Origin of the sequence: Micromonospora sp. 067-2 (assembly GCF_046549295.1) — a bacterium.
Taxonomy (GTDB): domain Bacteria; phylum Actinomycetota; class Actinomycetes; order Mycobacteriales; family Micromonosporaceae; genus Micromonospora.
Map to the genome: position 1 here is coordinate 359375 of NZ_JAJPWB010000005.1, position 25239 is coordinate 384613.

Below are 25239 nucleotides of genomic sequence, written 5' to 3' on the forward strand. Positions count from 1 at the left end.
GCCGCAGGTTGCGGGGCCGAATCAGCCGAACCCTGTCGGAGAGGTGACTGAAGACGCCGGAGCCCCCGGCGCCCGGACCGGTGCGGTCCGACGACGAGGGCTCCGAGGAGGATGCCGCGGGCTGGGCTGGTCAGCCTCCCGTGCTCGGGCTGGTGCCGGGCGACGGGTTGCCACTGGGCGCACCGCCCGGGTTGGCCGCCTGCTGTGCCTGTTGGAAGGCGGTGAGCGCCTCGTCCAGCGCCTTGAGCGCGCGACCGTACCGCTCGAAGTCACCCGAGGCCTGCGCGTTGCGGACCTCGGTGATGGCGGTCTGCACCCGATCCGCGGCGGTGGCCAGCCCGCCGGTCGGCGGCGGGTTGCCGGTGCCGCCGCTTGGCGTCGGCGTCGGCGTCGGCGCCGTCGGGTTGCCCCCGGTGGTCGGAGGTGGCGGCGCGCCCGTGCCGGCCCGCTTACCCTGGTCGACCAGCTGCTTGATGCCGTCGTTGATGTTGTCGGCCAGCGCCACGAACGAGCCGCCGTCGCCGTACGAGAGCAGCACCTTCTGCAGCAGCGGATAGGCGTCCTGCTGGTTGCTCTTCACGTACACCGGCTCGACGTAGAGCATGCCGTCGGCGAACGGCAACGAGAGCAGGTTGCCGTACTGCACCTGCGCCTGGTTGCTGGAGAGCAGGTTGAGCTGCTGACGGATGTTGGCGTTGTTGGTCATCTGCTGGTGGACCTGCACCGGGCCGGAGATCCGGGTCTGGTCCGGCAGCTCCAGCACCTCCAGCCGGGGCTGCCCGTCGACGTACGACCCGGAGATCAGCGCCGCGAGGTTCTGCCGGCCGTTCGGGGTGACCGCGGAGGTGAGCTGGAACCGCGGGCCCTCCTGCCCCGGGAACTGGGTGAACAGGTAGTACGGGGGCTGCTTCTGGCCGCTGTCCGGTGCGTCCGGCACGTTGGGCACCTGCCAGAAGTCCTGTGCCGAGTAGAAGTCGCCCGGGTTGGTCACGTGAAACTTGGTGAGCAGGTTGCGCTGCACCTTGAACATGTCCGCCGGATAGCGCAGGTGCTCGGTGAGCTCGACCGGGATGTCCTTCTTCGGCAGCACCAGGTCACCACCGAACGCCTTGTTCCACGCCTTGAGCACCGGGTCGGTGTCGTCGTACTCGTAGAGCCGCACGGTGCCGTCGTACGCGTCGACGGTGGCCTTCACCGAGTTGCGCATGTAGTTGACGTTCTCCCGGGCCAGCTGGAAGGTGCCCCGGTTGGTCAGCTCGTCGGTGGTCTCGGTCTGCAGGTTGACCCGCTCGGCGTACGGGTAGGTGGCCGCCGTCGTGTAACCGTCGACGATCCACTGCACCCGCCCGTCGACCACCGCCGGGTACGGGTCGCCGTCCAGGGTGAGGAACGGCGCGACCTTCTCCACCCGGTCCCGCGGGTTGCGCACGTAGAGCAGCTTCGAGTCCTTGTTGACGGCCTCGGAGAGCAGGAAGTTCGACTCCTGCTCCTTGATGGCGTAGAGCAGCCGCCGCGGGAAGGAGCCGATCTTCACGCCGCCCTCACCGGTGTAGGTGTAGGACTCGCCGCCACCCTCACCGACCGGGCGGTCGAACTCGGCCTTCTTGTTCGGGTCGGCCTGACCGACGATCGCGTAGTCGTCGGCCGCCATCCGCTCGCCGTAGTAGATGCGCGGCTGCTTGGCCGGGATCTGCTCGGTCTGCGAGGAGCACGCCTCCTGGGTCTTCTCGCCGAGGAAGCCGGAGACGAAGAACGGTTGCCCGCCGCAGACCACCTGGTTCGCCGGAGCGGCCACCAGCCCGTACCCGTGGGTGTAGACGGTGTGCCGGTTGATCCAGGTGTTCTGCTGGTCGGTCAGCTCGCCATAGTTGATCTCCCGCACGCCGACCACGTAGTCGGAGGTCTTGCCGTTCACCCCGTACCGGTCGATGTCCAGTTTCGGGCCGAAGTCGTAGAAGCCGCGCACCTGCTGGAGCTGGGTGTACGTCTCGCTGACCAGCTGCGGGTCGAGCAGCCGCACGTTCGACACCACCGAGATGTCGGTGGCCAGGTTGCCCGGTGGGGTGAGGTTGCTCGCCGCGTACGGCGTGGTCTCGGTGGTCGCCAGCCCGAACGCCGCCCGGGTCGCGTCGATGCTGCGCTGGATGTACGGCGCTTCCTTGTCCTTGGCGCTCGGCTTGACCTCGAAGGTCTGCACCGCCCAGGGATAGATGCCGCCGATGGCCACGGCGGACACGCCCAGCAGGGCGAGCGAGATGCCCGGCCACACGAGGTTCCGCATCCAGGCGTTGGAGAACACGATGATCGCGATCGCCACCACGATGGAGATGTAGGCCAGGATCTCCTTCGCCGGCAGCAGTGCGTTGACGTCGGCGTAGCCGGCGCCGTACAACTTGGCGCCCTCGTTGTACTCCAGCAGCATCGCCCGTCGGTCCAGCACGTACGCGAGGGCCTTGAGCAGCACGAAGACGGCGACCAGGCTGCTCAGGTGAGCACGCGCCGCGTTGCTCATCCGGTCTCCGACGCCCTGGAGACGAACGCCGCCGAAGAGGTAGTGCACCGCCAGGGCACCGATCACGGCCAGCACCACAGCGGTGAAGGCGACCCCGAGCAGGTACCGCCAGAACGGCAACTGGAAGACGTAGAAGCCGATGTCCACCCCGAACTCCGGGTCCTTGATCCCGAAGTTGCCGCCGTTGCGGAAGAGCAGCCACTGGTTCCACCGGCTCTGCGCGGACAGACCGGCGAAGAGCCCGACGACGGCGGCGGTCAACGCGATCCAGGTGCCGAGGCGTGGGCTGAGCGCCATCCGGTACCGCTCCAGGGTCGCCTGCTCGACCGAGTGCGGACGCAGTCGCGGGCGCAACCGGTGGGCCAGCCACAGGTTGCCCCCGACGATCACGGCCATGCCGAGGCCGATGGCGAGGAAGAGCAACAGTCGGGTGACCAGCACACCGGTGAAGACCTCGGTGTAGCGGACCTCGTCGAACCAGAGCCAGTCCGTCCATGCCTGGACACCCCAGCCGAGCAGGGTGAAGAGCACGAACACCCCGACCAGGACAGCGATGGTGACGCGTCCGCGCCGGCTCATCCTCGGAAGGGGGCTGCTGCTACGCATGACCACTGTTGGCTCCGCACGCTCGAATGTGATCGGCTCCGACCAGGCACCCAGAGTACGGGAGGTTCCTGGACGTGTCGGGGCACGGTCACACGAGTCAGCAGCGGGTCGGTTGGCCTCCCGAACGCAGCGTCTCCAGTGCGGTCAGTGCCTCGTCCAACGAGCCCACCCGCAGCAGCGGCAGACCGGGCTGCGGATTGCGGACCGCCTCGGCGCAGTTGTCGGCCGGCACCAGGAACACCTTGGCCCCGGCACGCTTCGCGCCGACCAGTTTCTGGGCGATGCCGCCGATCGGGCCGACCGCGCCCTCGTCGTCGATGGTGCCGGTTCCGGCGATGACCCTGCCGGCGGTGAGGTCCGCCGGGGTCAGCTTGTCGACGATGCCCAGGGCGAACATGAGGCCGGCGCTCGGCCCGCCGATGTCGCCCAGGTCGATGCCGAGCGTGAACGGGTGCGGCTGCTGCTGGTCGATCTCGACGCCGATCCGTGGTCGGCCGTCCTGCTCCCGACTGGTCACCGCCGCGGTGGCCGACGCACCGTCGCGGGTGTAGCCGATGGTCAGGGCCGTGCCGGCCGGCTTGGCCCGGACCAGTTCGGTGAGCTTCGCGGCCACCGGCACCGGCTGACCGTTGACCGAGGTGATCACGTCACCGACCTTGAGCGACCCGGCGGACGGGCCGTCCGCGGTCACCGACTTGACGACCACCTGCACCGGGAAGCCCAACTCGCGCAGCGCGGCGGTCTCGGCACTGGTCTGTGACGCCTTGAAGTCCTCGGCATTGCGCTGTTCGACCTGCTCCGTCGACTCCCCCGGGGGGTAGACCAGCTCGCGCGGCACCACCGCCTCGTCGTCGGAGAACCAGCCGGCGATGGCTCCCCGGAGCCGCACCGTGGGCTGGACCCCCACCGTGGTCAGCCTGAGCTGACCCGCCGAGCTGGACGTCTCGCGCCCGGAGATCTGGATGACCTCCTTGCCGTCGGCCGTGCCGAGGGTGTTGACCGTCGGGCCCGGGCCGAGCACCACGTACGGGATCGGCACCCGGAGCACCCCTACGCTCAGCAGGGCGGTGAACAGGGCACCGAGCAGGACCGTCAGGCCACGACGTCTCATGCGGCAGAGCGTACCGACCGCCCGGGGGACGGTTGCCGGATGCATCGCACGACTTCGCCCTCAGCGCAACGCCAGCGGCGGCGACCTGGGGCGGCGCGCGCGTACCGTAGACGTCGTGCCTGATATTCCGTTCGGTTTCGCGCTTCCGGGTGGGCAACCACCAGACCCCAACGATCCCGCGCAGATGCAGCAGTTCATGTCGCAGTTGCAGCATCTGCTCTCCGCTCCGGGCAGCGGGCCGGTCAACTGGGACCTGGCTCGGCAGGTGGCGGCCAGCCAGTTGGCGGCCACCGGCGACCCGGCGGTGTCGCCGTTCGAGCGCAACGCGGTCGAGGAGGCGCTGCGCCTCGCCGACCTGTGGCTCGAGCCCGCCTCGGCGTGGCCCTCGGGCATCCAGTCCCCGGTTGCCTGGAACCGCAATGAGTGGATCTTCAAGACGCTGGACGTCTGGCGCAAGCTCTGCGACCCGGTGGCCAGCCGGATGGTCGGCGCGATGGGTGACCTGGTCCCGCCGGAGGCGCGCGCCCAGCTCGGCCCGATGCAGTCGATGGTGGCGACCCTCGGTGGCGCGCTCTTCGGCGGCCAGCTCGGCCAGGCCCTCGGCTCGCTCGCCGCGGAGGTGCTCTCCGCCGGCGACATCGGGCTGCCGCTCGGCCCGGCCGGCACGGCCGCACTGATCCCGGCCAACATCCGGGCGTACGGCGAAGGGCTGGAGCTTCCCGAGGACGAGGTACGCCTCTACGTGGCGCTGCGCGAGGCCGCCCACCAGCGGTTGTTCCAGCACGTCCCCTGGTTGCGCGGGCACGTCTTCAGCGCCGTCGAGATGTACGCCTCGGGCATCCGGGTCAACCGGGAGGCGATCGAGGAGGCGATGGGTCGGGTCGACCCGACCGACCCGGAGTCGATGCAGGCCATCGCGCTGGAGGGCATCTTCACCCCGGAGGACACCCCGGCCCAGAAGGCGTCGCTGGCCCGACTGGAGACCGCGTTGGCCCTGGTCGAGGGATGGGTCTGCCATGTGGTGGACAGCGCCGCCAGCGAGCGGCTGCCGAACGTCGTACGGCTCGGTGAGGCGTTCCGCCGTCGCCGCGCGGCCGGCGGTCCCGCCGAGCAGACCTTCGCCGCGCTGGTCGGTCTGGAGTTGCGGCCCCGCCGGCTGCGCGAGGCGGCGGCACTCTGGGCCGCGCTCACCGAGCACCGTGGCATCGCCGGTCGGGACGCCGTCTGGGGTCACCCGGACCTGCTCCCGTCGGACGACGACTTCGCCGACCCGGTGGCCTTCGCGATGAACGACACGGACCTGAGCGAGCTGGACAGCTTCGACTTCACCGCCCCCGGCGGCGCGGAGGAGAAGGCTCCGGGCCAGTCCGACGACACCGACACCGACGGCGACGCCAAGCCCTGACGCCTCACCGCGGGTGCCCGCACCGATCGACGGCGGGCACCCGGGGGTCGAGCGGATCGGCCGGGCGGCCTGGTTGGTCAGGCGGGTCGGCCGGGCGGCCTGGTTGGTCAGGCGGGTCGGCCGGAGCCCGAGAGAAGGGCACGGGTCGCTTCCCAGCCCTCGAAGGCGGGGTCCAGCGTGGCAAGGTCGGCCGGGCCGCGCATCCGTCGCCACCCGGCGGTGACCGCCACGTCCCCCGGTCGAGGGGCACCCGAACGCGCCTCGACAGGCGTCGCCGTGTCGAGGTCCAACAGCGGCAGCCAGTCTGGCACGGGCAGTCGCACGGCCACCCCGAGCAGACCCGGGCCGCCGCCCTCGACCGGAGCCACCGCGACCGGCCGCGTGGTGAGCGGTCGCAGCAGCTTGCCGACGGTCAGCGCGGGTAGGTCGGGCACGTCGCCGGCGAGCACCGCCGCCTGGTCGTAGCCCTCCAACGCGGCGAAAACGGCGTTCGGCGTCGGCTCCGCGACCTCGTACACGGCCGTGCCAGGCCACACCAGCGCATCGGCCAGAGCACGATCGGCGGGGGACACCGCGACCGCGATCTCCACCTCGTTGAGCGTGGCGAGCAGGTCGATGACGTCCTCTGCCAGGGCCGCCCGCCACTGCGCCCGGTCGACGCCGGGCGGCGACCAGGAGACCGGGCCGAGCAAGGCCACCACCACCCGTCGTGCCATCTGTCGACCCTAGCGCCCCGCCCGACCCCACCCCGACCCCGCCCGACACGGGTTCCAGGGGGCCTCGGGCTCAGGGGGCCTCGGCCGAGGAGTTCAGGTGGGCAGCGGGGCGCAGGAGGCGGCAGCGACGCCCTCGAGGTAGCCGCGGGCCCGCTCGGCCTTGGGATAGCGGCCCACCAGGGCCCAGAACCGGGCGTTGTGGCTGGGCACGATGAGGTGGGCGAGCTCGTGCAGCAGCACGTAGTCGATGACCCAGTCGGGCATGTCCTGGACCCGGTGGGAGATCCGGATGCTGCGGTCGGCGGGTGTGCAGGAGCCCCACCGGCCGTTCTGGTTGGTGACCCACCGGACGCTGGCCGGAACTGCCCTCGCGCCGTACCCGTCGAGGTAGAGATCGATCAGCCGGGTGGCCCGGGCCAGCAACTCGTCGTCGGAGCGGGCCAGCCGGCCCTCCCGGGCGGCGAGCCGGGCGAGCATCCGGTCGACCCACTCGCTCTCCTCGGCCCGGGAGAACTGGTCCGGAATGAGGACGACGACCCGCTCACCGTCACGGTACGCAGACACCGTGCGTCGCCGACGCTGACTGCGCCGCACCTCGACGACCGGCTTGCGCGTCCCCGCCATCACTGGCCCGCGCAGCCTCGGCTACGTGTCACGAAGGAAAGCTAATGCGTACTGACCAGGGGTCCGCAAGAGTCAACCGCATGACACGCGCCCAGAAAATGGTGATTGGTCGCCCGGCGTCCCGAAAATTTCTTGGTTGGGTCGGCCATCCGCCAATCCGTCACCCTTCGTGAACGTCGATGGCGGCGCTGCGCGCGGCGCCCCTCCACCGTAGGTGATCACTGCGCTCGGCGCCTCTTCGGGGGCACCCGCACGGGTGGCTGTGACGGTTTGGCCGGCGTGTCCCCGCCAAACTGACTTATCCGACCTAATTCGCCGTGCACACTCTCGACGTCGACTAGCTCACAGTGTCGATGCACAGCTGACATGGAACCGCCCACACCTGGGTAGGGTCCGCGGACCAGCGGTCACGATGGTGGCCGCGGAGTGAGACCCAGCGCCGGAGCCCCCTGTGGCCCGCCGCCGGGCACCCCGCCGGGACGGCATCGACCGGCGGACGAGACGAGGAGGGCACCGTGGCCGACCAGGCCCAGACGACCTACAACGGTTACTGCGTGAAGTGCAAGGAGAAGCGGGACTTCGAGGGGCACGTGGAGGTCTCGAAGACCGGAATGAACATGGCAAAGGGCAAGTGTCCGGTGTGCGGGACAACAGTGAACCGCATCCTCGGCAAGGCGAAGGTCTGAGGAGTACGGGTGGACGGGGGCGGGGTGGCCGACGGCCACCCCGCCCCCGTCGCCGTTCCGAACGGTGAGCTGTCAGGTGGCTGACACTGCCGCCAGCGGGCTGTGGATAACCCGGCAAAACCTGTGGATAAGGCTGGACAGCCGCCTGGCCACCTGTGGACAACGATCGACCGAGCGCAGGGAAGCGGTCACGATTCGTCATCGTGACCCGTACCGCGCTGCCCCGACCCACGCTGCTGCCCGGCCTCAACCGACTCTGGCGGGACCGGCACACGCTCCAGCTCGGCGTCGGCCCGGGCCCCGCCGTGCTGGTGGAACTGACGAACCCGCGAGCCGCCCGCCTTCTCGACCTGTTGGACGGCACCCGCAGCGAGAGCGCCGTGCTGGCGCAGGCGGTCGCCGCCCAGGTCCGAGGCGACGAGGCGCGTAGCCTGCTCGACGCCCTGCGCGCGGCGGGCCTGCTCGTGCCCGCGCACCACCTGCTCCCCCGCGACCTGGCCGGTGCGGTCCGGGCACGCCTCGCCGCGGAGTCCGCCGCCCTGGCCCTGGTCACCGCGCAACTGCCCGGCACCCCCGCGCAGGTCCTGCGTCGGCGGCTGGGCGCCCGGGTGCTGCTCAGCGGCACCGGGGCGCTCGGCGGGCCGCTGGCGGTGGCGCTGGCCCAGTCCGGCGTCGGGCAGGTGATCCCACACCTCACCGGCCCGGTACGCCCCATCGACCTGGTCGGCACCGGCATCCCCGCCGCCGAGGTCGGCCAGCCGCTGGCCCCGGCGGTCCGGGCGGCGGTCAACCGCGCCGCCCCGGGCACCGGCACCCACCCGGGCCGACCCACCCGCGTCGACCTGGTGATCCAGCTCGGCACGGACCGTCCGCCCGCGCTGCTCGCCGCCGGGCTGGCCCAGCGCCGCCAGCCGCACCTGCTGGTCACCCTGCGCGAAGGCGTACCGATCATCGGGCCGTTGGTCCGCCCGCCCGCCGGGCCCTGCCTGCACTGCGTCGAGCTGCACCGGGCCGACCGCGACCCGGCCTGGCCACGGCTCGCCGCCCAACTCGCCGCCACCGAGCCGATGGCTGTCGGCGCGACCGGCACACTCCTGGCGGCCACCGGGTACGCGCTGGCCGAAGCGCTGGCGCAGGTCGACGGCGGCAGCCCCGAGACGCTGGGCGGCGCCATGGAGATCATCGGCGCGGGCCGCTTCCGCCGTCGGGGCTGGCCACCGCATCCGGCGTGCGGGTGCTCGCGGAGCCGTGCGTGGGCACCAGCCCGGCCGCAGAGCAGCAGCGAGGCCCTCCGGTCGGTAACAATGACCGAGTGACCGACATCCCGCGCCGGGCCGTGTCCCGGACCGCCAAGCTCGCCGCTCTGCCGCTCGGCTTCGCCGGTCGGACCGTCCTCGGCATGGGTAAGCGCGTCACCGGGCTCGCCTCCGACGTGATCTCGGCAGAGATCCAGCAGCGCACCGCCGAGCAGCTGTTCAGCGTGTTGGGCCAGCTCAAGGGCGGTGCGATGAAGTTCGGCCAGGCGCTGTCGGTGTTCGAGGCGGCCCTGCCGGAGGAGATCGCCGCCCCCTACCGCCAGGCCCTGACCAAACTCCAGGAGGCCGCGCCGCCACTCCCGGTCGCCAGCGTGCACAAGGTGCTGACCGAGCAGCTCGGCCCGGACTGGCGGGACCGCTTCGTCGAGTTCAACGACACTCCGGCCGCCGCGGCCAGCATCGGTCAGGTGCACCGGGCCCGGTGGCGCGAGCCGGGGTACGGCCCGTCCGGCGAGCCGAACGGCCGCGACGTGGCCGTCAAGATCCAGTACCCGGGTGCCGGTGACGCACTGCTCGCCGATCTGAAGCAGCTCTCCCGGCTGGGCGGCATGTTCCGGGCCATCCAGCCGGGCCTGGACGTCAAGCCGCTCCTGACCGAGCTGCGCGAACGGATCACCGAGGAGCTGGACTACGAGCTGGAGGCCGAGTCGCAGCGCACCTTCGCCGCCGCGTACGCCGACGACCCGGAGATCTACATCCCGGCGGTGGTCTCCACGGCGCCCCGGGTGCTGGTCACCGAGTGGGTGACGGGCACGCCGCTGGCCGACATCATCCGGGAGGGCACCGAGGAACAGCGCAACGAGGCGGGCCGGCTGATGGCCACCCTGCACCTCTCCGCGCCGCAGCGGGCCGGGTTGCTGCACGCCGACCCGCACCCGGGCAACTTCCGGCTGCTGCCCGACGGTCGACTCGGAGTGATCGACTTCGGTGCCGTGGCGCGGATGCCGGAGGGCACGCCGGAGCCGATCGGTCGCATCGCCGCGCGGGCACTGCGCAACGACGCCGACGGGGTCGTGGAGGGGCTGCGGTCGGAGGGCTTCATCGGCCCCACCACCGACATCGACGCCGAGGGAGTGCTCAGTTTCCTTCGTCCGATGCTGGAGCCCATCGCCGCCGACGAGTTCCGGTTCACCCGGGCCTGGCTGCGCGCCGAGGCGGCCCGACTGGCCACACCCCGCTCCCCCACCTACCAGCTGAGTCGGCAGCTCAACCTCCCGCCGTCCTACCTGCTCATCCACCGGGTGACCCTCGGGTCGATCGGGGTGCTCTGCCAGCTGGAGGCGAAGGCGCCGTACCGGCGCATCCTGGAACGCTGGCTGCCCGGCTTCGCCCCGGTCGCCTGAGCGCCGCCGATCACGACGCCAAGGGCGGGTGCCGGTGGCACCCGCCCTTGCGCGTGGTTGGTTACTAGAGAACGCCCAGGTCGCGCGCCGCCTGGTTGCGGCTGTTCATGGCGACGGTACGGGCGGATCGGGTTGCCTCAGTGCTCGTGGTGGTACGACCGGCCTGAGGCCGGCGCATTCGGGCCCGGGACAACGCTTCGTGGAGTAGTTGCATCTCGAAGGCTCCACTCGGAACGTTCAACATCGTTTTCTCGCTGACTGCCGGTGTGACACCGGCGTAGTTGGTACGGATCGGGAACATGTCAGGCTGCCAGCCGGACCGCGCCACGCACCTCGGACAGCCCACTGGCCTCCAGGCGCGCCTCGGCCTCGACCCGGAGCGCGGCGTCACGGGCGACGTCCTCCTTACGCGGACGGCCACGGGGCCGCTTACGCGGAACAACCGCGCCACGCTCGAAGATCTCGCCGCCCCAGACGCCCCACGGCTCCGCTCGCTCCGCCGCACCGGCCAGGCACTCGACGCGCAGCGGGCAGTCCCCGCAGAGCGACTTGGCCAGCTCGAGCTGCGCAGGCGAATCGGAGAACCACAGGTCGGGGTCGAACTTCCGGCAGGGCAGGTTCGCCTCCATCTCGACGCTCACGTCGACGGGGGCCAACGCCAGACTCATCGCCCGGTCACCTCTCTCTCACTTCGATCTCGTGGATCGCATTCCGACGTACTTCGGCGGGGCAAAAAACTGAGGCCGCGGATCCCGGTAAGCGGGTTCCGCGGCCTCGAGGTGAGCCGGAGTCTGATGGTCAGACCGGTCTACCTCGAGGTGGAACGCCGCGGGCATCCGTGCGCTTGTTGGCGAACTGAATGCCCCTGCCCGTGATGCCACTGGTCCCCTCGACTCCGGTGGGTGCGACAGCCAGGATCAACTCGGCCTGAACCTGGTGCACCTGCGGAACCGACGGTCGTGCGACCGGAAGGGCCACCCGGACAGCCGACAGCGGAGCGTGGACGGGTGGCATCGCCGCCAGACGCTCATAGGTGAAGATCTCCACGGTGACCACCTCCCTCACGTTCCTCGAAATCGACCGGACCGACCCCCGTGAGCAGCCGGAATGGCGCCGCTCGCGTGGTGTGTTCTGAGGCTATTCCTCGCGCACGGGCGAGGGCAAACGAATTTACGACGAGATTTCGAAAGTTTTCTCCGGGCAGACGTCGTCCACCCCCGCGCCCCCCACGAGCGCCAGAACCGACTCCCCGTAGAGGCCCAACTTGCGCGGGCCGATACCGGCGATCGCGATCAGTTCTTCCGGTCGGCCGGGCCGCCGCTCGGCAAGCGCGGTCAGCGTGGCGTCCGTGAACACCACGTACGCGGGCACCTTCTGTGCCCCGGCCACCCGCCGGCGCCACTCAAGGAGACGTTCGTGCAGCTCATCGTCTATGCCGGACGGGCACGTGGGGCAGCGGCCCAGCTTCCGGTCCGGGCCGGCGAGCAGCGTGGCGCCGCAGATGCGGCAGGAGACGATCTGGGTCCGGCGCCGCTCGGGACGGCGGGCCGGCCCGCTGCCGCCGCTGGCCCGTTCGGCTCCACCGGACCGATCCAGTTGCGGCAGGAACCGCGACGGTCGCCGGGCTCGCCCGCCCGGCGAACGCGCGGCGGCATACGACAGCCAGAGCCACTGTCGGGCCCGGGTGATCCCGACGTAGAGCAGCCGGCGCTCCTCCTCGACCTGCTCGACGCTCTTGGCGTACGTGGTGGGCAGGGTGCCCTCGGCGAGCCCGACCAGGAACACGGCGTCCCACTCCAGCCCCTTGGCCGAGTGCAGCGAGGCCAGCGTCACCCCGTCCACCGTCGGCACGTGCTGCTGGGCGGCCCGCCGGGCCAGCTCCTCGGTGAAGTCGGTCAGGGTGACGGCGCGCTCCACGGAGGCCGCCTCGCCGATCGGCAGCACCTCGGGGGTGGCGGCGTACTCCTCGGCGAGCTGGACCAGCGCGGCCAGTGCCTCCCACCGCTCGCGGGCCGCGCCGCCGGCCGGAGGCGAGTCCGGTGCCCAGCCGACCGCGCTGAGCGCCTCGACGACGGCGACCGGCAGCGGCGTCCCGCCGTCGACCGACCGGGTGGCGGCGCGCAGCGCGACCATCGCCTGGCGTATCTCGGTGCGTTCGAAGAACCGCTCGGCGCCCTGCACCACGTACGGCACCGCGGCCTCGGTGAGCGCCTTCTCGTACGCCTCGGACTGCGCGTTGATCCGGAAGAGCACGGCGATCTCCTTCGCCGGTGTGCCCGAGTCGATCAACGCACGGCAGCGGGCGGCCACCGCGTTCGCCTCGGCCGGCTCGTCGGTGAAGATCCGCAGGTCCGGCTCGGGGCCGGGCGGGCGCTGCCCGCGCAGCTCCAGCCGCAGCCGGGCCTCGGTGCCGCGGGCCTGGGAGATCACCGCGTTGGCCAGCCCGACGACCTGCGGGGTGGAGCGGTAGTCGCGGACCAGTCGGACCACGGTGGCACCCCGGTAACGGCGCGGGAAGTCGACCAGGTAGCCGGAGGTGGCCCCGGTGAACGAGTAGATCGTCTGGCTGGCGTCGCCCACGACGGTCAGGTCGTCCCGGCCGCTCAGCCAGGCGTCCAGCAGCCGCTGCTGGAGCGGGTTGACGTCCTGGTACTCGTCGACCACGAAGTGCCGGTACTGACTGCGGATCTGCTCGCCGACGTCCCGGTGCTCCTCGATGCCCCAGACGGCGGCACGCAGCATGTCCTCAAAGTCGATCACGCCGTTGGAGCGCTTGAGCTGCTCGTACGCGGCGAACACCTCGGCCACCTTCGTGGGCTCGTGCGGCGTGTCCCGCAGCGCCCGAGCCGACGCCACCACGTACTCCCCCGGCTCGACCAGCGACGACTTGGCCCACTCGATCTCGCCGGCCAGGTCGCGTGCGGCGGCCCGGTCGGTGCGCAGGCCGACCCGGGCGGCGGCGAGGGTGACCAGGCGCACCTTGCTGTCCAGCAGCTCGGGCATGGCCCGGCCGGCCAACAGCCGGGGCGCGAAGTAGCGCACCTGGCGCAGTGCGGCGGCGTGGAACGTCCGCGCCTGCACACCGCCCACCCCGAGCGCGCTGAGACGACTGCGCATCTCGGCGGCCGCCCGGGCGGTGAAGGTGACCGCGAGCACGTGCCGGGAGGAGATCTCGCCGGAGAGCGCCCGGTGGGCGATCCGGGAGGTGACCGCGCGGGTCTTGCCGGTGCCGGCGCCGGCCAGGATGCAGACCGGGCCGGCGGGTGCGGTCACCGCGGAGCGTTGCTCCGGGTCCAGCCCGGCGAGCACGCGTTCCGACGCTGAGTGAACCACCACAACCAGGAATCATCTCAGCTACCCCGGACGTTGCAGCGAACAGCCTCGGCTTGATCCCCAAGCCGGCGGCCGGAGGAGTTGGAGGATCCGCATGTTGACGATGTATTCCACCCCCTGGTGCGGCTACTGCCACCGGCTCAAGTCGCAGCTCGACCGGGAGGGCATCGGGTACGACGTGGTCGACATCGAGCAGGACCCGAAGGCCGCGGATTTCGTGATGAGCGTCAACGGCGGCAACCAGACGGTGCCGACGCTGCGCTTCGCCGACGGCAGCGCCCTGACCAACCCCTCGATCACCCAGGTCAAGCAGCACCTGGCGACCCTCGCCGCCTGACCGGCCGGGTCCCCTCACGAACGAGCGGCCGCCCCACGCGGGGCGGCCGCTCGGCGTGTCTGATATCTGTCACCGCCCCGGTGGACGGTGGATCCCGGTCGTCACCTGCCGCTCGGCGTCCTCGGCGGAGCGGCGGGGTGCCGGAAGCGCCGGGCGGGTCGGTGGTGTGGGCGGGCGGGCACCCGACGGCGCGCTCAGGTGCCGGCCCCGCCACAGGTAGCAACCGGCCGCCACGGTGGCCACCCCGACCAGCGCGAACAGCACCCGGTAGTCGAGGAACCCGACCAGCAGCGCTCCGGCGCCGATGGAGAAGGCCTGCGGCCCGCTGACCACCGCCTCGGTCGCGGCGGCCACCCGACCCACCAGCCCGGGCGGGGTACGCCGCTGGATCAGCGTGTGCAGCCCCACCATCCGCAGCGGGAGCGAGACGCCGGCCAGCAGCACGGCCACGATCCCGAGCCGGAGATCGGGGTACGCGAGCGCGAGCGCCGCCGGACCGAAGAGGGCCACCCCGGCGGCCAGCGTGCCGACCTCACCGAAACGGCGGATGAGCGCCGGTGAGCAGAGCGCGCCCAGCAGGCCACCGACGCCCTGCACGGTGACCAGCACGCCCACGAACGCGACGTCCCGGTCCAGCCCCTGGTCGACGTACGCGAAGATGAGCGACTCGCTGAAGCCCATCACCAGCGACCCGAGCCCGAAGCCGAGCAGTGCCCGACGCAGCACCGGCTCACCGGCCAGGTGCCGCAGACCGGCGCCCAGCTCGGCCGGCCAGCGCAGCCGCACGGTCGGCGGTCCCGGCCGAGGGCTGGGCAGTGCGCTCACCACCGCGGCGGCGGTCAGAAATCCGACCATGCCGATCGCGGCCAGCGCCCACCCGCCGATCGCCGCGTAGAGCGCCGCGCCGACCAGAGGCCCGACCAGCCGCAACCCCTGGCGTACGGTCTGCAGCACCCCGTTCGCATCGGCCAGCAGCTCCACCGGCACCACCTGCCGGATCAGCCCACTGAGCGCCGCGCTGAGCGTGATGTACGACAGGCCGTACAGGGCCGCCACCAGATAGACGAGCCAGACGTCGTTCGCGTCCCGGACCGTGAACAACGGGGTGAGCAGGACCGCGGTGACCAGGTTCGCGGCCACGAAGAAGGGCCGGCGCGGGTAGCGGTCGACGAACCAGCCGACCAGCGGCGCGAGCGTCATCGGGGCGATCACGGCGAAGATCGTTGCGCCGGCGAGCCCGTCGGAGCCGGTCAGGTCCTTGACCCAGATCGCGAGTGCGAGCAGCAGGATCGACTCGGCGGTCATGCTGGCCAGCAGACCGCCGAAGAGCAGGCGGAAGTCGGGTCGGCGCAGGACGGTGCGCATGGGGGTCCCTCCGGCGGGGATGGCGCGCCCAGGGTGGGCGTGGTCGACGGGGCAGGACCGCGGGTGCGTCGTCGTCCGGCGTGGCCGTGGTCCATTTTTCGCAAGACACGCCCCCGCCGGAACCTCCGACGCCGGTCGCGCCGTCCATACTGACCGTGGGGGGCGAATTTCATACAGTTACCGTCGCGTTGCGGCGGTCGACGGGAAAGAGGACACCGTGCCTCCTGCCGGACACAGCCCGATCATGCGTCGTCGCCGGTTGGGCGTGGAACTGCGCAGCCTGCGCGAGGCCGCGGGCCTCACCGGGGACCAGGTCATCGGGCGCATCGGTTGGGCCTCCGCGTCCAAACTGTCCCGCCTGGAGAACGGGCGCAGCCGCCCCGATCCGGTCGACGTCCGTGTCCTGCTCGACCTCTACGGCGCCGACGAGGCGCAGCGTGCGGATCTGCTCGGCATCACCGGCGAGGCCGGCGACGTGCGGGGCTGGTTGAAGAACTTCCCGGTGATGACCGAGCAGCAGCGCGGCTTCGCCGAGTTGGAGGCCGGCTGCGTGGAGATCTCCGAGTACAACCCGGTGCTGGTGCCGGGGCTGCTGCAGACCGCCGACTACGCGCAGGTCCGGATCCTCTCGGCCCGCCAGGTGGACGAGGGTGCCGGCGATCCGGGGCGGGGCGACGAACCGGAGACCGAGGTCCAGGCCCGGTTGGCGCGCCAGGGCCTGTTGACCCGGGAGCCCGACGCGCCGCGCTACACCGCCGTGCTGGACGAGGCCGCGCTCGGCGGCCGGGCCGGGCCACCCGAGGTGTTGCGCGAGCAACTGATCCAGCTCTGTGAGCTGGCACTGCTGCCCAACGTGACGCTGCACGTGCTGCCGCGCGACACCCAGGTCGGCCACTGGTACCTGCCGCCGACCGCGTTCTCCCTCTATCGGTTCGCCGATCCCCTCGATCCGGAGACGATCGCCATCGAAGGGGGGTTCACCGACATCGTGTCGACCGATGCAGTCGCGCTAAATCGCTATAAAGTGGCGTTCGAGTGGCTATGCACGGCGGCACTGAATGCTTCGGACACGCTCGCCTGGCTGATCGAGGCGACCGGACGGCTGACCGAGGCGACGCCCCCATCCACAGTGGCGTTCGGGCCGTCAACGGCGCCGACCCAACGCCGCCGGGCCTCGGGGCGACTGACGGACCGGTGATCCACGGGGGACCCTCCGTCGGGGCGTGCGGCACCACTCGTCCCATCGGAACGGTTCACACCAGGAGCAGAACCATGAACGACATTCGCAACAAACCATCCGTTGCCGCCCACCACCTGGCGGATGCCCCGTGGCGTACCAGCACGCGTAGCCAGACCTCCAACTGCGTGGAGGTCGCTCCGCTGGCCGCTGGCCCGTCGGCCGTCGCGCTGCGCGACAGTAAGGACCGGAGCGGCCCGGTGCTGCAGTTCAACCGGGCCGGATGGCTCGGCTTCATCGCAGGAGCGAAGAAGGGTCAGTTCGATCTGAACTGATCCGGTGACCGGTTCGGGGCCGTCGGCGCATCGCCGGCGGCCCCGTCGCGTTGTCGGGCCGCCGACCCCGCTGAGCAGCCATCCGCTGATCAGACGAGCCTCGAAACCGATAGGCGCGTTTCGGTTGCTGAGACGAACACGCGGCGTAACATGGCCATCGACCACGTGGAAGTTCCACACTGGCTCATCCGTCGCCGTTCATCCGGAGACCCTCATGCGGTTCCTGATCGTTCGCACCGACATCCGCGCCGTCGCCGACGGTGACATCGCCGCCGCCTGGGCCGACGGCCACCGACTCCGCGACGAGACCACCACGCCCGAGCCGCGCCGGCAGACCGTACACGCCGAGGATCGGGACGCGGCGCTGCTGCTGGCTCGGGCCCTGTCCACGGTCGGCGCGGTCCGCGCCGGCAAGCAACGGGTCAAGGTCCTGCCGCTCAGCGAGCCCCGATCCGCCTTCCGGCACCGGCCGGGCCGCACCAGCACCTGATCTACCGAACGTCCGTCGTGGTCGGAACGGCTCCCCCGCCGCGTTTCTCGCCCCAGCCGACCACGACGGCCCGTGTTCCCGGCCCGTGACCGCCGCGGCAACGGCGTCCACGGGCCGGGACCGTGCTCACCGGTCGGCGTCCACCCACCCGTCGAGCCAGCGATGGATGAGGAACAGCGCGATCGACGACGGTGGCGGCAGGATCAACCGCGCCCCGTCGCCCACGTCGACGGTCCGGCCCGCCAGCGCCGCCCCGATCTCCCGACGGGAGAACCACCGGGCGTACGCGATCTCGGACGGATCGACCCGCACCGGGTCGGCAGGGTCGGCGGTGGCCAGGAAGCCCAGCATCAGCGAGCCGGGGAACGGCCACGCCTGGCTGCCCACGTACCCGATGTGGTCGACCCCGACGCCCACCTCCTCGCGGACCTCGCGCAGCACGGCCGCCTCGGCCGACTCCCCCGGCTCGACATAGCCGGCCAGGCAGGAGTAGCGCCGGCCGCCCGGAGTGCCCGGCCAGCCGGCGTTGTTGCCCAGCAGGCAGCAGCCGTCCGGGCCGTCGACACCGTCGTGCACCAACACGATCATCGCCGGGTCGGTACGAGGCCAGACCCGGCTGCCGTTGCGGTCCACCCGCGACCAGCCGGCCTCGTCCATCGCGGTCGGCGCCCCGGTAGCCGCCGAGTAACCGTGCCGGGTGTGCCAGTTGACCAGCGCCAGCGCGGTCGTGAAGATGCCGGCCTCCCGGTCGGCGAGCAGGTGGCCCACCTCGCGCAGGTTGACCGCGCGGGTGCCGGGCAGCGCCGGCAGCGACGTGTCGACCGCGAAGACCGGCACCCCGTCCGGCTCGACACCGAGGAACATCGCCACCGACTCGGACCCGACCGGCACGTCGGCCGCACCGAACAACACGAGCGCCGGAGGCGAGGCGTCGGTACGGGCCAGCGTCCGCCCCTCGTCGGTCGAGTCGAGCAGCAGCACCCGGGCCCGTAGCCACGCCTCGGTCAGCCACTGCGAGTCGCCCCGCCGGTGGGCGGCACGGTCCAGCGTGGACCGGGCCAGCGGCGGCGCCGTCTCCCCACTCACGCCGCGCCCTCCGTCGCCGGCGGTACCGGCCGGCTCACTGCTGCACCGGCTCGGTCCGGACGGTGGTCAGGGCAGCCAGCCCAGGGCTGACCCGCTCGGCGTCGCCGAGCACCACGACCGCGGCTCGGGCCGGCGCGAGGTACTGGGCCGCCACCTGCGCGACGTCGTCGACGGTCGCCTTCGCCAGCCGGGCCGCGTACTCGGCGAGGAAGTCCAGGCGCAGACCATTTCCGGCGTACGCGCTGGTCAGCGCGGCCAGCCCGGCCTGGGTGGACATGCCGAGCTGGAGGGTGCCGAGAGCGTACTGACGGGCCTGCTCCAACTCGTCGGGCTTGGGAGGCAGCGACGCCAGCCGACCCAGCTCGTACGTCGTCTCCAGCAACGCCGGGCCGGTGACCTCGGTGGCCACCTCTGCCGCGGCGACCAGCACCGACCCGGCCACCGAATGCTCGATCACCGAGTGCGGCCCGTACGTGTAGCCCTTGTCCTCCCGGATGTTTTCCACCCACCGGGAGGAGAAGTAGCCGCCGAAGACCAGGTTGGCCAGCTGCAGCGGGGCGTGGTCGGGATGGGTGCGGGGCACGGCCGGCAGTGCGATCCGCAGCGAGGACTGCACCGAACCGGGCCGGTCGACCAGCAGAAGCGGACCCGCCTCCACCGCCGGGGTGGGCGCCAGCGTGGCGACACGCCCGGCGCCGGCCCAGCCATCGAGCGCCCGCTCGGCCGCGTCCAGGGCCCGCTCCGGCTGTACGTCGCCGACAACCACCAACTGCGCGCCGGCCGGGTGTACCCGCTCGGAGTGCAGGCTGCGCAGCGCCGCAGGGCGAACCGCGCGGATCTGACCGGGCTCCGGGGTCTGCGTGGCGTACGGGTGCCGCCCGTAGATCCGCCTCAGCAGCGCCTCCCGGGCCAGGTGCGCCGGTTGGCTCTGCGCCACCTGGATCCGGTCGACCAGCCGGTCCCGCTCGGTGGCCACGTCGTCGCTCGGGTAGCTGGCGCCGGTCAACACCTCGGCCAGCAGTTCCAGCATCCGGTCCAGACCGGTGACCAGGCCGGCGCCGGACAGCATCAACCGGTCCGGGTCGACGCCCGCGGAGAGCCCGCCGCCCACCTTCTGCAGCTCGGCGGCGATCTGCACGCTGGTCATGGAGTCGGTGCCGGAGAGCATGGTCTGCGAGAGCATCGCGCCGCGGGCCGGGTGGGCCCGGCCGAACGGCACCCAGAGCCGCAGCTCGACCAGGGGTACGGCGGGCCGGCGTACCGCGATCACGGTGAGACCGTTGCCCAGCGTGCGTTCGGACTGCTTGGGCACCTTGAGCTTGCGGGTGGGACCGAGCGGCGGCAGCGTCCGCGGCCCAGGGGCGACGGTGGTGGCGCTCACCGGATCACCTTCGTTCGCGACTGCGGGGCTCGCAAGACCGGCTCACTCCTCGCGCTCACCGGACCACCTTCGTTCGCGACTGCGGGGCTCGCAAGACCGGCTCACTCCTCGCGCTCACCGAACACCTCCCGCGATGACCTCGACCGCGGCCCGGCGCTCCGGGCGCAGGGTGGACGCGGCGGCCCGGACCTGCTCCTCGGTGACCTCGCCGACCAGCCGGGGCAGGTCGTTGAGCAGGCCCGGCTCGCCGCGTTGCTGTTCCAGGACGGCCATGCCCAGCGCCCGGCCGAGCGCCGCGTCGGTGTCCCGCAGCAGGTGTGTCGCCATCCGGGCCTGGGTGCGGGCAAGCTCACCATCGGTCAACCCGTCGGTGGCGAGCCGGTCCAGTTCCTCGTCCATGGTGCGCAGCACCTTGTCCACATCTCCGCCGGGCGGCAGGTGCGCCTGCAGCAGCAGCGCCGTCGGGTCGCGTACGTCGAACGGGTCGCCCATGAAGCCGAGGTAACCGCCGAGGCTGGTCACCGTGCGGTCGCGCTGGACCAGTCGCTCGACCAACCGCGACGCGTCGCCGTCGGTCAGCACCTCGGCGAGCACCACGTACGGCAGGTAGCCGGCGAAGTCGCCGACCGGGTCGGGCACCCGCCAGGCACCGGCCACCGCCGGCAGCGGTGCCAGTTTGTCGGTGTACGAGGTGCGCCGCTCGGCGGTCAGGTCGGGCTCGGTGAAGTCGGGCCGTACCGGCGCCGGACGGGCCGGCACGTCAGCGAAGTGCCGGCTGACCAGTTCGGTCGCCTCGGCCACGTCGATGTCCCCGCTGACCGCGAGGACCGCGTTGCCGCTGGCGTAGTAGCGGCGGAAGAAGTCCGCGGCGTCGGCGACGGTCGCCGACTCCAGGTCGTCGAAGGAGCCGTAGCCGTCGTGCGCGTTGGGGAAGGTGTCGAACATGACCGGCGGCAGGGTCAGCCAGGGAAAGCCACCGTACGGCCGGTTGAGCACGTTGACGCGGATCTCCTCCTTGACCACGTCGACCTGGTTGCGCAGGGTCTCCTCGGTCAGCCGGGGGCCGCGCATCCGGTCGGCCTCCAGGAACAGCGCGCGCTCCAGCGCGTTGCTCGGCAGCGTCTCGAAGTAGTCGGTGTAGTCCAGGTGGGTGGAGCCGTTGAAGGTGCCGCCGGAGCCCTGCACGTGCCGGAAGTGGGCCAGCTTCTCCAAATTTTCCGAACCCTGGAACATCAGGTGCTCGAAGAGGTGGGCGAAGCCGGTACGCCCCTCCGGTTCGGAGCGGATGCCCACGTCGTAGACCACCGCCACCCCGATCACCGGTGCGCTGCGGTCGGGGGTGAGGACCACCCGCAGGCCGTTGTCGAGGGTGAACCGCTCGACCGGATATTTCGTGGCGGGAATTCGGGTTCTGCGCGTGGGCACGGGATCGACCCTAGCGCGTCGGCACCGCCGCCACGGGCGACCTCCGTGCAGCAGCCGCCACCGGGTTGGCCACCAGGGGCAGCACCTCGGCGCCGACCCGCTCGGCCTCCTCCCGGTGCGGCCAGCCGGAGAGGACGAACTCGTCGACGCCGAGCGCGGCGTACTCGTCGATCCGGGCCGCGACCTCGGCGTAGCTGCCGACCAGCGCGGTGCCGGCGCCCTCGCGGACCAGGCCGACGCCGGCCCAGAGGTTCGGTGCGACGGTGAGCCCGTCGGTGCGGCCGGCGTTCAGCGCGGCCATCCGGGCCTGGCCGACGGAGTCCATCCGGCGGAACCGGGCGTGGGCGGCGGCGATCCGTTCGGGGCTCATCCCGGCCAGCAACCGGTCGGCTTCGGCCCACGCTTCGGCGCTGGTGGGCCGGGCGATGACGTGCAGCCGCAGCCCGGTGCGCAGGGTGCGGCCGTGCTCGGCGGCCAGCGCCCGGACCCGGGTCACCCGAGCCTCGATCGACGCCGGCGGCTCGCCCCACATGAGGTAGACGTCGGCCTGCCGGGCGGCCACCGCCTCGGCGGCCGGGGACGCGCCACCGAAGTAGACCGGCGGTGGATCGGTCAGGGGTTTGGCCAGGCCACCGCCGTCGACCCGGTAGTGCGTGCCGGAGTAGTCGAACGGCCGGCCGGCCCAGGCGCCGCGCAGCACCTCGAGAAACTCCCCGGTGCGCGCGTACCGGTCGTCGTGCCCGAGGAAGTCGCCGTACGCGCGCTGCTCGGCGGGGTCGCCACCGGTCACGATGTTGAGCGACAACCGGCCACCGGAGACGGCCTGGAACGCCTCGGCCTGCTGGGCGATCAGAGTGGGCAGTGCGAAGCCGGCTCGGACGGCGACCAGCATGCCGAGCCGTTCGGTGTACTGGGCGACCGCCGCGCAGACGATCCACGGGTCGGGGCAGCCGGCGCCGACCGGGGTGAGTACGGCGGCGAAGCCGTGCGTCTCGGCGGCCCGACCGACCTCGGTCAGGTATGCCACGGTGGCGGCCCGGTCGTGTCGGGCGGCGCCGGCGGTCACGGTGGCGGCGCCGACCTGGTCGCCGTCGCCGGAGGTGGGTAGGAACCAGTGGAACGTCAGTGCTGCGGTCACCGGATTACCCTAGCAAGCTGGTAGGAAATGCCGATATATCTGAGACGCGGCTTCCCGATATATGGATGGCCCTTGACGTCGACTCCGGCCTGGACCACTCTTCCTACCAACTAAGTAGGAATACTGCGGATTGGATGACGATGAGACGGCTCCCCCTGCGCCGGTGGGTCACGCTGGCCACCCTCGCCGTGGTCGGCGCGGCGACCCTGGGCAGCACCGCCGCGTGCGGCGACGACAAGGAGGCCGCGGGCGGCAGCTCCGGCCCGGTGACGCTGCGACTCGGCTACTTCCCCAACATCACCCACGCCCCGGCAGTCGTCGGCGTGGAAAAGAAGATCTTCACCGACAAGCTCGGCACGAACGTGAAGCTGGAACCGAAGACCTTCAACGCCGGCCCGGCCGCCATCGAGGCGGTCTTCTCCGGCGCGCTGGACGCCACCTACATCGGCCCCAACCCGACCGTGAACGCGTTCTCCAAGTCCAAAGGTGAGGCCGTCCGGGTCGTCTCCGGTGCCGCCTCCGGTGGCGTGGCGCTGGTCGTCAAGCCCACCATCACCGACGCGCAGGGCCTGAAGGGCAAGAAGATCGCCACCCCGCAGCTGGGCAACACCCAGGACGTGGCGATCCGTTACTGGCTCAAGCAGCAGGGGCTGACCACCACCAAGGAGGGTGGCGGCGACGTCAAGATCGTGCCCCAGGAGAACGCGCAGACCGTGGAGACGTTCACGAGCGGCGCGATCGACGGGGCCTGGGTGCCCGAGCCGTTCGTGTCCCGGCTGGTCAACGCCGGCGGCAAGGTGCTGGTCGACGAGCGCGACCTGTGGCCGGACAAGAAGTTCGTCATCACCAACCTGCTGGTCAGCACCAAGTTCCTCAAGGCGCACCCGGACGTGGTGCAGAAGCTGGTGGACGGCCAGGTCGCCGCGAACGAGTTCGTCAACAGCAAGCCCGACGAGGCGCAGCAGGCCATCTCGGACGCGATCGGCAAGATCACCGGCAAGCCGCTGGACCTGAAGCTGATCAAGCAGGCGTGGCCGACGTTGACGTTCACCAACGACCCGATCCCCACCTCCCTCAAGGCCGGGCTCGACCACGCCGTCGACGTGGGGCTGACCGAGCCGGTCGACCTCAAGGGCCTGTACGACCTGACGTACCTCAACAAGGCGCTCAAGGCGCAGGGCCAGCCCGAGGTCGTCCAGCCGTGACGTCGACCACGACGACGCCGGAGAGCGCGACCACCGCGGTCGCGCTCTCCGGCGTGACCAAGGTGTACGGGCGAGGGGCGAACGCCGTACTGGCCCTGGACGGAGTGTCGCTGGACGTGGCACAGGGTGAGTTCGTCTGCCTGGTGGGTGCCTCCGGGTGCGGCAAGAGCACCCTGCTCAACCTGGTCGCCGGGCTGGACCGACCCAGCGGCGGGCAGATCGGCGTGACCGGGAACGCCAGCCCGGGGCTGATGTTCCAGGAACCGGCACTGTTTCCCTGGCTGACCGTCGAGGCCAACGTGGAGGTGCCGCTCAAGCTTCGCGGCCTGCCCCGGGCCGAACGCCGGGATCGGGTGGCCGAACTGCTGCGGACGGTGCACCTGGCGGACTTCGGCCGCAAGCGCCCGCACGAACTGTCCGGTGGGATGCGGCAGCGGGTCGCACTGGCCCGCACGCTGGCCCTGGACACTCCGGTGCTGCTGATGGACGAGCCGTTCGGCGCGCTGGACGCCATGACCCGGGACATCCTGCACGACGAGTTGGAACGGATCTGGTCCGAGCGCAAGCTCTCGGTGCTGTTCGTGACGCACAACGTGCGCGAGGCCGCCCGGCTGGCCGACCGGATCATCCTGCTGTCCAGCCGCCCCGGCCGGATCATCTACTCCACCGACGTGGACATTCCGCGCCCCCGGCGGATCGACTCCCCCGAGGTCGCCGCCATCGCCGCCGACGTCACCGAGCGGCTCCGTACGGAGGTGAGCCGCCATGGCCAGTGACACCCTCGCCAGCACGCGCTCCGACGCCCAGATCTCCGGACTGGACGCGCTGGAGATCGCCGGTCGGGACAAGGAGGTCTCCCGGGCCACCCGGCTCTGGGCGGCCACCTGGCCCAAGCTGGCCGCGCTCGCCATCGCCATCGGCATCTGGCAGATCGTGGTCTGGACCGGCTGGAAGGACCCGTGGGCCCTGCCCGGCCCGGGTCCGGTCTTCTCCGACCTCGCCGACTACGCGCTGAGTTCGGCGCTCTGGGACGGCCTGGCCACCACCGCCCGGCGAGCCGTGGTCGGCTTCGCCGCCGCCGTCGCCGTCGGGTTGCTCCTCGGCCTGGGCGTGGCCCAGTCGCGGGTGCTGCGGGCCGCGATCGGTTCGATGATCACCGCCCTGCAGACGATGCCGTCGATCGCCTGGTTTCCGCTGGCCATCCTGCTGTTCCAGCTCAGCGAGCAGGCGATCTTCTTCGTCGTGGTGCTCGGTGCCGCGCCGTCGATCGCCAACGGCGTGATCCACGGCGTGGACTACGTACCGCCGCTGCTGAAGCGGGCCGGGCGCAACCTGGGCGCGAGCGGGCTCAGCCTCTACCGGTACGTCATCGCGCCGGCCGCGCTGCCGGCGATCGTGGCCGGGCTGAAGCAGGGCTGGGCCTTCGCCTGGCGGAGCCTGATGGCCGGCGAACTGCTGGTGGTGATCGCGTCACGAACCTCGATCGGTGCCCAGCTCACCTACGCCCGTGACTTCTCCGACGCGGAGCGGCTGATGGCCATCATGATCGTCATCCTCGTCGTCGGCCTCGCCGTCGACTCCGCCTTCGGTGCGGCGGACAAGGCGATCCGGCGCCGCTGGGGCGTACTGGACCAGGCTGGTCAGTGAC

23 protein-coding genes are annotated in these 25239 nt (G+C 71.6%); 11 read left to right on the top strand and 12 right to left on the bottom strand.

The window, feature by feature from the left end; genetic code table 11:
• Positions 1-130: 130 nt before the first annotated feature.
• Positions 131-3118, bottom strand: a complete 2988-nt coding sequence (locus ACLJN9_RS14440) for a UPF0182 family protein (protein ID WP_410811803.1) — start codon at positions 3116-3118, stop codon at positions 131-133.
• 97 nt (positions 3119-3215) lie between these two features.
• The gene (locus tag ACLJN9_RS14445; RefSeq protein WP_410811804.1) at positions 3216-4229 is read right to left on the bottom strand and encodes a PDZ domain-containing protein; all 1014 of its coding nucleotides are present in this window, start codon (positions 4227-4229) and stop codon (positions 3216-3218) included.
• Between the two features lie 115 nt (positions 4230-4344).
• Here ACLJN9_RS14445 and ACLJN9_RS14450 point away from each other — a divergent pair, with 115 nt between their 5' ends.
• A complete protein-coding gene (locus ACLJN9_RS14450; RefSeq protein ID WP_410811805.1) occupies positions 4345-5634 on the top strand; it encodes a zinc-dependent metalloprotease in 1290 nt (429 codons plus the stop codon).
• Positions 5635-5741: 107 nt separating this feature from the next.
• Here the strand turns inward: ACLJN9_RS14450 and ACLJN9_RS14455 are convergent, their stop codons facing one another.
• Positions 5742-6350: a hypothetical protein gene (locus ACLJN9_RS14455; protein WP_410811806.1), complete on the bottom strand. Its 609-nt coding sequence runs from the start codon at positions 6348-6350 to the stop codon at positions 5742-5744.
• A 93-nt stretch (positions 6351-6443) separates the two neighbouring features.
• Positions 6444-6974 (bottom strand): M48 family metallopeptidase, encoded by a 531-nt coding sequence (locus ACLJN9_RS14460; RefSeq protein WP_410811808.1) that lies wholly within the window; start codon positions 6972-6974, stop codon positions 6444-6446.
• A 515-nt stretch (positions 6975-7489) separates the two neighbouring features.
• Between ACLJN9_RS14460 and ACLJN9_RS14465 the strand changes: the two genes are divergently transcribed.
• From ACLJN9_RS14465 to ACLJN9_RS14475, 3 genes are all read left to right on the top strand, one after another.
• Positions 7490-7660 carry a DUF5679 domain-containing protein gene (locus ACLJN9_RS14465; protein ID WP_167457767.1) on the top strand — a complete coding sequence of 57 codons (171 nt, stop codon included), beginning with the start codon at positions 7490-7492 and terminating at the stop codon, positions 7658-7660.
• A gap of 203 nt (positions 7661-7863) precedes the next feature.
• A complete protein-coding gene (locus ACLJN9_RS14470; RefSeq protein ID WP_410811809.1) occupies positions 7864-8976 on the top strand; it encodes a TOMM precursor leader peptide-binding protein in 1113 nt (370 codons plus the stop codon).
• On the top strand, positions 8973-10319 hold the full coding sequence (locus tag ACLJN9_RS14475) for an ABC1 kinase family protein (protein WP_410811811.1): 1347 nt from the start codon (positions 8973-8975) through the stop codon (positions 10317-10319). Before ACLJN9_RS14470 ends, ACLJN9_RS14475 begins: the two co-directional genes overlap by 4 nt.
• A 302-nt stretch (positions 10320-10621) precedes the next feature.
• On the opposite strand, the gene ACLJN9_RS14480 is transcribed toward ACLJN9_RS14475, so the two are convergent.
• The 3 genes from ACLJN9_RS14480 to ACLJN9_RS14490 form a co-directional block, all read right to left on the bottom strand.
• Positions 10622-10987 (bottom strand): WhiB family transcriptional regulator, encoded by a 366-nt coding sequence (locus ACLJN9_RS14480; protein WP_410811813.1) that lies wholly within the window; start codon positions 10985-10987, stop codon positions 10622-10624.
• Positions 10988-11117: 130 nt separating this feature from the next.
• A complete protein-coding gene (locus ACLJN9_RS14485; RefSeq protein ID WP_410811814.1) occupies positions 11118-11366 on the bottom strand; it encodes a hypothetical protein in 249 nt (82 codons plus the stop codon).
• Between the two features lie 123 nt (positions 11367-11489).
• Entirely contained in the window at positions 11490-13655 is a 2166-nt protein-coding gene (locus ACLJN9_RS14490) for an ATP-dependent DNA helicase UvrD2 (RefSeq protein ID WP_410811815.1), read from the bottom strand.
• A 91-nt stretch (positions 13656-13746) separates the two neighbouring features.
• Between ACLJN9_RS14490 and ACLJN9_RS14495 the strand changes: the two genes are divergently transcribed.
• On the top strand, positions 13747-13989 hold the full coding sequence (locus ACLJN9_RS14495) for a mycoredoxin (protein ID WP_410811816.1): 243 nt from the start codon (positions 13747-13749) through the stop codon (positions 13987-13989).
• A gap of 69 nt (positions 13990-14058) precedes the next feature.
• On the opposite strand, the gene ACLJN9_RS14500 is transcribed toward ACLJN9_RS14495, so the two are convergent.
• Complete coding sequence (locus ACLJN9_RS14500; protein ID WP_410811818.1) at positions 14059-15354, bottom strand: MFS transporter; 1296 nt, start codon at positions 15352-15354, stop codon at positions 14059-14061.
• A 217-nt stretch (positions 15355-15571) separates the two neighbouring features.
• On the opposite strand from ACLJN9_RS14500, the gene ACLJN9_RS14505 reads away from it, so the two are divergent.
• From ACLJN9_RS14505 to ACLJN9_RS14515, 3 genes are all read left to right on the top strand, one after another.
• Positions 15572-16552: a helix-turn-helix domain-containing protein gene (locus ACLJN9_RS14505; protein WP_410811819.1), complete on the top strand. Its 981-nt coding sequence runs from the start codon at positions 15572-15574 to the stop codon at positions 16550-16552.
• Positions 16553-16626: 74 nt separating this feature from the next.
• The gene (locus ACLJN9_RS14510) at positions 16627-16866 is read left to right on the top strand and encodes a DUF397 domain-containing protein (RefSeq protein WP_410811821.1); all 240 of its coding nucleotides are present in this window, start codon (positions 16627-16629) and stop codon (positions 16864-16866) included.
• Positions 16867-17080: 214 nt separating this feature from the next.
• Entirely contained in the window at positions 17081-17356 is a 276-nt protein-coding gene (locus ACLJN9_RS14515) for a hypothetical protein (RefSeq protein ID WP_410811822.1), read from the top strand.
• A 126-nt stretch (positions 17357-17482) separates the two neighbouring features.
• Here the strand turns inward: ACLJN9_RS14515 and nudC are convergent, their stop codons facing one another.
• The 4 genes from nudC to ACLJN9_RS14535 form a co-directional block, all read right to left on the bottom strand.
• Complete coding sequence (nudC, locus tag ACLJN9_RS14520; protein ID WP_410811823.1) at positions 17483-18442, bottom strand: NAD(+) diphosphatase; 960 nt, start codon at positions 18440-18442, stop codon at positions 17483-17485.
• Positions 18443-18476: 34 nt separating this feature from the next.
• Positions 18477-19823, bottom strand: coding sequence for a M16 family metallopeptidase (locus ACLJN9_RS14525; protein WP_410811824.1), 1347 nt, complete (start codon positions 19821-19823; stop codon positions 18477-18479).
• Between the two features lie 114 nt (positions 19824-19937).
• Positions 19938-21248, bottom strand: a complete 1311-nt coding sequence (locus ACLJN9_RS14530) for a M16 family metallopeptidase (protein ID WP_410811825.1) — start codon at positions 21246-21248, stop codon at positions 19938-19940.
• A gap of 10 nt (positions 21249-21258) precedes the next feature.
• Entirely contained in the window at positions 21259-22386 is a 1128-nt protein-coding gene (locus ACLJN9_RS14535; RefSeq protein ID WP_410811826.1) for an LLM class flavin-dependent oxidoreductase, read from the bottom strand.
• A 140-nt stretch (positions 22387-22526) separates the two neighbouring features.
• Between ACLJN9_RS14535 and ACLJN9_RS14540 the strand changes: the two genes are divergently transcribed.
• From ACLJN9_RS14540 to ACLJN9_RS14550, 3 genes are read left to right on the top strand one after another with little or no spacing between them, the layout of a single operon-like run.
• Entirely contained in the window at positions 22527-23591 is a 1065-nt protein-coding gene (locus ACLJN9_RS14540; RefSeq protein WP_410811827.1) for an ABC transporter substrate-binding protein, read from the top strand.
• Positions 23588-24367 carry an ABC transporter ATP-binding protein gene (locus tag ACLJN9_RS14545; protein ID WP_410811828.1) on the top strand — a complete coding sequence of 260 codons (780 nt, stop codon included), beginning with the start codon at positions 23588-23590 and terminating at the stop codon, positions 24365-24367. The genes ACLJN9_RS14540 and ACLJN9_RS14545 overlap by 4 nt, the downstream gene beginning before the upstream one ends.
• The gene (locus ACLJN9_RS14550; protein WP_410811829.1) at positions 24357-25238 is read left to right on the top strand and encodes an ABC transporter permease; all 882 of its coding nucleotides are present in this window, start codon (positions 24357-24359) and stop codon (positions 25236-25238) included. The genes ACLJN9_RS14545 and ACLJN9_RS14550 overlap by 11 nt, the downstream gene beginning before the upstream one ends.
• Position 25239 lies beyond the last annotated feature (1 nt).

Coding starts and splice junctions, on each gene's coding strand:
- ACLJN9_RS14440 (WP_410811803.1), bottom strand. CDS start 3,118: ATGCGTAGCAGCAGCCCCCTTCCGAGGATGAGCCGGCGCGGACGCGTC.
- ACLJN9_RS14455 (WP_410811806.1), bottom strand. CDS start 6,350: ATGGCACGACGGGTGGTGGTGGCCTTGCTCGGCCCGGTCTCCTGGTCG.
- ACLJN9_RS14480 (WP_410811813.1), bottom strand. CDS start 10,987: ATGAGTCTGGCGTTGGCCCCCGTCGACGTGAGCGTCGAGATGGAGGCG.
- ACLJN9_RS14540 (WP_410811827.1), top strand. CDS start 22,527: ATGAGACGGCTCCCCCTGCGCCGGTGGGTCACGCTGGCCACCCTCGCC.
- ACLJN9_RS14550 (WP_410811829.1), top strand. CDS start 24,357: ATGGCCAGTGACACCCTCGCCAGCACGCGCTCCGACGCCCAGATCTCC.
- ACLJN9_RS14500 (WP_410811818.1), bottom strand. CDS start 15,354: ATGCGCACCGTCCTGCGCCGACCCGACTTCCGCCTGCTCTTCGGCGGT.
- ACLJN9_RS14460 (WP_410811808.1), bottom strand. CDS start 6,974: ATGGCGGGGACGCGCAAGCCGGTCGTCGAGGTGCGGCGCAGTCAGCGT.
- ACLJN9_RS14495 (WP_410811816.1), top strand. CDS start 13,747: ATGTTGACGATGTATTCCACCCCCTGGTGCGGCTACTGCCACCGGCTC.
- ACLJN9_RS14510 (WP_410811821.1), top strand. CDS start 16,627: ATGAACGACATTCGCAACAAACCATCCGTTGCCGCCCACCACCTGGCG.
- ACLJN9_RS14515 (WP_410811822.1), top strand. CDS start 17,081: ATGCGGTTCCTGATCGTTCGCACCGACATCCGCGCCGTCGCCGACGGT.
- ACLJN9_RS14445 (WP_410811804.1), bottom strand. CDS start 4,229: ATGAGACGTCGTGGCCTGACGGTCCTGCTCGGTGCCCTGTTCACCGCC.